Source organism: Modicisalibacter luteus DSM 23508 (assembly GCF_000378505.1).
Lineage (GTDB): Bacteria > Pseudomonadota > Gammaproteobacteria > Pseudomonadales > Halomonadaceae > Modicisalibacter > Modicisalibacter luteus.
The window spans coordinates 23,527-29,526 of sequence record NZ_KB900009.1 but is presented as its reverse complement, the minus strand read 5'-3'; the positions used below and the strand labels follow the sequence as shown (position 1 = coordinate 29,526).

The 6,000-nt window shown below is 54.0% G+C and carries 10 protein-coding genes; 4 read left to right on the top strand and 6 right to left on the bottom strand.

Going from position 1 to position 6,000, the window contains the following annotated elements:
* Positions 1-195: alpha amylase C-terminal domain-containing protein (locus F568_RS24630; protein WP_026300691.1), on the top strand; the 195-nt coding region annotated here is incomplete at its 5' end.
* A 103-nt stretch (positions 196-298) separates the two neighbouring features.
* Entirely contained in the window at positions 299-1,222 is a 924-nt protein-coding gene (locus F568_RS0120605; protein ID WP_019020656.1) for a GAF and PAS domain-containing protein, read from the top strand.
* A 117-nt stretch (positions 1,223-1,339) separates the two neighbouring features.
* Here F568_RS0120605 and F568_RS0120600 read toward each other — a convergent pair whose 3' ends face one another.
* The 6 genes from F568_RS0120600 to F568_RS26430 form a co-directional block, all read right to left on the bottom strand.
* Positions 1,340-1,717, bottom strand: a complete 378-nt coding sequence (locus F568_RS0120600; RefSeq protein WP_019020655.1) for a hypothetical protein — start codon at positions 1,715-1,717, stop codon at positions 1,340-1,342.
* On the bottom strand, positions 1,717-1,842 hold the full coding sequence (locus F568_RS26165) for a hypothetical protein (RefSeq protein ID WP_019020654.1): 126 nt from the start codon (positions 1,840-1,842) through the stop codon (positions 1,717-1,719). The genes F568_RS0120600 and F568_RS26165 overlap by 1 nt, the downstream gene beginning before the upstream one ends.
* A gap of 265 nt (positions 1,843-2,107) precedes the next feature.
* Entirely contained in the window at positions 2,108-2,287 is a 180-nt protein-coding gene (locus F568_RS0120590) for a hypothetical protein (RefSeq protein ID WP_019020653.1), read from the bottom strand.
* A 710-nt stretch (positions 2,288-2,997) separates the two neighbouring features.
* Positions 2,998-3,462: an RES family NAD+ phosphorylase gene (locus tag F568_RS0120580; RefSeq protein ID WP_019020651.1), complete on the bottom strand. Its 465-nt coding sequence runs from the start codon at positions 3,460-3,462 to the stop codon at positions 2,998-3,000.
* The gene (locus tag F568_RS0120575; protein WP_019020650.1) at positions 3,459-3,818 is read right to left on the bottom strand and encodes an Xre family toxin-antitoxin system antitoxin; all 360 of its coding nucleotides are present in this window, start codon (positions 3,816-3,818) and stop codon (positions 3,459-3,461) included. Before F568_RS0120575 ends, F568_RS0120580 begins: the two co-directional genes overlap by 4 nt.
* Positions 3,819-4,347: 529 nt before the next feature.
* A complete protein-coding gene (locus tag F568_RS26430; protein ID WP_156817525.1) occupies positions 4,348-4,554 on the bottom strand; it encodes an RES domain-containing protein in 207 nt (68 codons plus the stop codon).
* 377 nt (positions 4,555-4,931) lie between these two features.
* Here F568_RS26430 and F568_RS26260 point away from each other — a divergent pair, with 377 nt between their 5' ends.
* Both F568_RS26260 and F568_RS26255 read left to right on the top strand, forming a co-directional pair.
* Positions 4,932-5,141, top strand: a complete 210-nt coding sequence (locus F568_RS26260) for a TetR family transcriptional regulator (RefSeq protein ID WP_156817524.1) — start codon at positions 4,932-4,934, stop codon at positions 5,139-5,141.
* A complete protein-coding gene (locus tag F568_RS26255; RefSeq protein WP_156817523.1) occupies positions 5,114-5,461 on the top strand; it encodes a TetR family transcriptional regulator C-terminal domain-containing protein in 348 nt (115 codons plus the stop codon). Before F568_RS26260 ends, F568_RS26255 begins: the two co-directional genes overlap by 28 nt.
* Positions 5,462-6,000 lie beyond the last annotated feature (539 nt).

Sequence of the window (6,000 nt, the reverse complement as noted above, 5' to 3'; positions counted from 1 at the left end):
CTGGGCGTCCCGGCGTTGGGGACATGGTACGAGGTGCTGAATACCGACAGTACATTCTATGGCGGCTCGAACGTTGGCAACGCGCATGGCGTCAGGGCGCAACTCTCGCCCAGCCATGGCTATCCAGCATCGCTGGAACTGACCCTACCGCCGCTTGCCACACTGCTACTCAGACAAGGGGACTGGCCCGCATAAAAGGTAGGTTTACCTGATCGGCCAAACTAGACGTTGCTAGGTTAAGCACAGAAAGGCACCTTAATTAAAGTTAATATAACGCAGCGCGACGCAGGTAAGGGCAATGTGGGGAATGAGAAGGGAACTAGAAGCTCAACAGTCCATTCAGGATCTTATTGCACGGGATGAACCGCTGAGCGGAACGTTGGAGCGTATATGTCATCTATTAGATGAACTGATTCCAAATGCGCTCAGTACGGTCATGCTATTTGACCCCAAGACAGAGGCACTTTGCTTTGCCGCTGGCAACCTGCCTACCGCCTACCAAGAGGCCATGCAAGCCCTGCCTATTGGGCCTGATATGGGCAGTTGTGGCCGTGCGGCCTTTTTAGCGCAGTTAGTGGTCAGCGAAGACGTTCGTTATGACGGGTTTTGGGCAAATCACCTTAATCTGGCTGAGCAATATGGCCTACATGCTTGCTGGACCTACCCCGTACTGTCGAAAAACCGTGCTCTGCTGGGTACCTTTGCCACTATTTATCGCGTACCTGGCCCACCCAGTCGACGAGAAATTGACCTAATGTCCCGGGCTGTCGGCCTCGTTGCGTTAGCTATCGAGCGACACGAGGCTAGGCAGTACCACCGCGAAACTGAACAACGTTACCGGTCTCTTTTTGTGCAGCACCCCGACGGGGTATTTTCTCTAGATTTGAACGCGTGCTTTGAAGATGCCAATCCAGCCGGTCTGAAGCTGATGGGATATGCCAAAGAGCAGATACTTGGTCAGCACTATTCCTACTTTATTGTCTCCGAGGATCTACCGCTGGCAGATAAGGCGTTCGACAGGGCCGCCCAAGGAAAGCAGCAGCATTACGAAGTCAAAGCCATTAGGGCTGACGATAGTGCCTGCTGCCTAGCTATTACTAATCTGCCTATCATCGTGAGTTCGAAAGTGGTTGGCGTCTATGGCATTGCCAGAGACCTCTCGCAGCGGATTGTAACGCGCCCTGTTAAGGAATCGCTGGTCAACTCATCTCTGAGCGGCTGAAGCGTCCGCATGGCTCAGCTACTATGTCAGCGGTTGCTTTGACTGCCCTAGGTCGGCTATTTACCTGACAGCCGGGTTATCCGGCTGCCAGGCTAGATTCAAGATGCACTGACCCCGTCAGCGTGTCTCTGGCATCGCCCGGCCAGTATTAATAATGCGCGCCATGCCTAGCTGCATAGCACGAAATTTATTGCGCCCGCAGTTAGGGATAAGCAGCTGACACAAATCACGTAAATCGACGCGGAGCCAGTTTCGCGGCCTCTCTCCTACTGCGGTAGCACGGGTAATGTCCTGAACGGCTGTGGTCAGGATCGCGAGAATCAACTGCGCATCGTCACCGGTAATCATTCCGTACGCCACGCTGTCGTTTCGCCGCTGGTGCGAACTCACCGTGGTCACGCTGACGGCTTCTCCCCCAAGCTGAACGGTCGTGGTCAGCGCTTCGCCTCGGTCACGGCTATGCGTGCGCGAGCAACGTTCCAGAAGCTGTGACACTAATTAAGCGTCCAGTGATCGTCGGTGTGGTCTTGCACCGGAATGATGGCGTTCAACTGATACTGCTGGAGCAGGCGATGAGTGGCTTCGATGCTGTCCCGGTGCGGGTTGATGGCCGGGGGCACTGGACACGCACCGGCTTTACTAGACTTGCGCCAGACATCTGGGTTGTCATGTGTATCTCGAGGGCCACCGCCATGAACGGGCTACCTCATGCGGCATGCGGAGGCTATAAATCAATGTACGAGATTTTCCGGAACCCATCTCTGTGGCACGCTCGCGCCAGATCACGCCACTTTGTCCAAGAACCACTGACAGACTGCTGATCCCACTCTTGAGCCTGCTCTCACTGCGCTGACGCTTGCCACGAGCATTGATCTCGGCCATGAGCTAGTCGATGCCAAAGATCTCACCCTGCTGGCTTAGTTTTGCCCACGCTTCCAGCACTTCCTTTTCAAATGCAAGAAGCGAGGCAATCTTGCCGATAGGCTTACGCACACTATGATCGAGCCACCACCGAACAGTTTTCGCATCGGCGGGACGGAAGTAAGGCGCGACCATATCAGTCATAAATCCCTCATGGTTTACGGACAAGCAGGCGTACGCTCAATCACCATGAGAGCGCATAGTTGGTTCAACTTGGCACAAAACTGCCCGTAACCTATTGAGATTCGCTCTAACAAGTGAATATATGCGCAAAAACGTACATGCGAACTCATGGAGCACGTACAAACCACAGCACAATTTTGGCGCATAAAAAGCGTACGCTTACGGCCAGCACGGACGCATAGTTCATGGAAAAGTAGACCCAAATACGCATAAGCCATTGTTTAATCGTATCCCAACCGGGATCTATGCGCTTGATCGTAAATCACGCAATCTTTTTAAACAGTCAATAATGCATAGTTTGCGTTATCTGAGAAGTGCCGGGGTAACAATCGAACTATGGATTGATCCTACTCGATGAGCGACGACCTTTCTCGGCCTGAGGTTCCAAGCCGTCGTGCTGGAATTGCTGGTTCGACTCGCCCACAACAAGGGGCGCACGCTGTGGTGGTGTTGCATGAATTTCAACCTGGTCGCGGCCTATGCCGACATATTTAGTAATGATGCGCCAGCGTCGTATCGATCATAGCGGGCCACCGGAAACAGTCTTCACCATTACTCAACTCAAACAGGTCTTCGATCTCGATGCATATGTCATTCGCGATCTGCATATAGCCATACAATGCAATGTCCCGTTTCCCGGCTCGGGCAAACCCTGCGAGCTGAAGTGTACTCTACAACCGTCTATCCGGGGCAAAGTCAATTTCTTTGGCACCGTTGGTCATCGCCTCGAAGTCCTCGTGATTCGGGTTAACGAGAAAGTTAGTCTCGCGTGGCACAACTGCACTCGGAACCGCCAGTGCAAGACTCAATTGGCTGTCCAGCCAGCTGTCGCCGATCGCTGCGGTGGAGGATGGCGCTGGCTCCGCCTGCCAATCATCGGGCAATTGATCATCTGGAAGGTGCATGAGGACGCTATCATCAAACGTCACCTCGATCAGCGCATATTCCTCGAGCAAGCGGTAATCCTCAAGGTGCACCATGACCTCAAGCATGGCTAGTGACTCAGCGCTGGCCAGGTAAACGCAAGCCTTTCCCTTACTATTCCACCGGCCTCCATACGTACGAGCACCCTCGCCATCGAAGGCGCTCCTGAGCCACTTTCTCTTGACCAGACGATATCCCCGAACTTGGCTCACGCGAAAACACCATGCTCAAGCCGCCCAATGAGGTCCAACACGGCTTCAGCGCCGGCCGAGGTCGAAATCATATCCACCGGCCGATGGCCACCCAGGCCACGCACTGGGTTGAGGAGCCACTTGTTTGCTCGCTGATTGTCTCCCTCGAACAGGTCAACGGCACTCTTGTAGACCTCGGCGAACCGGTAGAGGCGATCGCCTTCGTCAAGCTTAAAGCGCCCTGATTTCGCACGTCGCTGCAAAGAGGCTGGAGGGATGACGACATAGCGCGCCAACTCTTTCTTCTCCAAGCCAGAAGCAGAGGCAAGCTGGGTATAGACCTTGTAAGGGATGCCTTCGCTCAGGGCCTCATGCAATTTGGGCCCTCGTGATGGCAAGCCAAGGGCTTGCCAGAAGTCCTCTTTCCGGGCTGATTCCTTTGGTCGATACTCTTTGGTTGTAGCTTGCATGGTTCTCTCCGTATATCACTTGATATTTTAACAGTATATCAGATGAGATAGCGCCGTCGTTGCTGGCCTGTGCTCGCTCCACTTGGCCGGGCTAAGGCAGATGAGTCAGGGAGCCAGTTCGGAAGTGCGTAGTGTGCAGGGTTTAGTGGCAGCTTGCACAAACCACAGGGCTCACTTTATGGCCTGAAACAATCTCGGGTTGTAAATCCTAGACTGGGTTCTTACGAGTGTGAGTTTATCGATCTCGGGGTGCAGTGGGTTCACGACAGCTACTTGATCGATACCAGCAGGAGTACTGGGAACAAGAAGGGTCAAGCTTCGAGCTGCTGACAAAAACCCTGTTCCAATGGCTCGTGTGCAACTGGGAGGGGGAAACAGATCCCAACCATCAGGTAAGTCATCGAGTTTTACTGTTTCAATAGCATTCGTGTGAATTTTATAGACGCCTAGAATGGAGTCTTTTGGAATTAGGCGCGGGTTCGGGTATGTAGTTGCCCATCTCCAGTATGGCCACGGCAGCGCTGGTCCCGAGGCAGAGGACGGGGTGGCCGGCCTCGTTCCAGCGGGCACTGCCGCGATAGCTACCACCGCGGCCGGATAGATAGCTTATGAAGCGTTCAGGTGCAATGCGATACAGATACATCAGCTGAACTCGCCGTAGCTGATCCTCCTCAGCACCTACCGCACTATCTCACGCCCGGTGAATGTATCCAGCAAATCGACGGGGTACGCCCCTGTCAAGACAGGGCTTCCGTGTTCAGCCATTCTTGAGCAATCTCAAGATCACCGAACACCTTCGCTATTTCAACGTACAGCTTCAGAATATTGAGTGATGTCTATGGCTTTTCATGGGAGGAATCGAAGTAATTATGTCCATAGTGTTTCCGACACTGCGCGTTTTATTTTTTATAAATGATAACGGTATAAATGGGTTGTCATCCGGCCACCACGTCAGTCCCGTAAGACCGTCAAAGCTCGAGGCCGAAGCGACCCGCCGAAGAGGTTTTTTACGACAACGGTGTGGCACGCACCTCACACGAACAGATTGCGGGTCATGCCGGCATGACCCGCGGGGCGGTCTACTGGCATTTCAAGAACAAGGCGGATCTGTTCCATGCCCTGCTCGACCGTGTGCGGATGCCCGGATGCCCTTCGAGGAGTTGCTGGAATAGGTTCGCTCCACCTCGGACGTCAAATCTCCTCTGGATACCCTGCGTCTGGCGTACCTGAACGGCCTTCCCCGCATCGAGCAACCCCATGCGCAACGCATCCGTTCCATCCTCTTGCATCGCTGCGAGTTCTTTAGCGACATCAACCCGCTGGAAATAGTGGAAGAGTGTCAGGCGGGCATGCGCGAGCAGTTCCGCCACGCTCATGAGTTGGGCCTGCTGGTGCCGCATCTGTCCCCCGACACGGCTTCCCGCTTGCTGCAGTCCACCCTGAGCGGACTTATCCACGACTGGCTACGCAATCCCCAGCGTTTTTCCCTCCAAGAAGAAGGCAGCGAGTTGATCAACGCTCTCTTCCGGCTCTTGCGATACGAGCCTTGAGGTCATGGCTGCTTAGAGGGTGGGTTTACAAAAATAACAGGTGACTTGATCGATTTGTCCATTCAAGGTTTTGCCTCATATCACTAGGCGCTCCCCAAAAAAGATCGATGAAAAAAATGCCTGCTACGTCAGCTGGTGAAGAGAAGCTACTGGCCACGCTGGACGAGATCAGCGAGGCCTTTTGCCAGCGTACGGGGCTCGCACCCAGTACAGAAAATAGATTGGGTGGCAACAATAAGTGTACCGATGAAAGCCATCTTGGCCGGGTCGCCAAGTACAGAAACTGGACTCCTTAGTAATTACCAAGGGGGGTGATGGTGGTCGGCTGACTAGCCGAACGGGAGAGCGAGAAGCGGTCTAATTCGCATAACTATCAATGGCATCCGCCGCCGTGTCTACGTGATTCGCCCATCCGAGGGTGAGGAAAGTGTGGTTTGAGTCTAAACGGAGTTTATCGCGCTTTCACTGGGACACCTGGCCCGGCTGCGTGTTCCGCAAGTGTCCCGGCGCCAGCCCGCACGGTTAAGGGGTGAGGACAC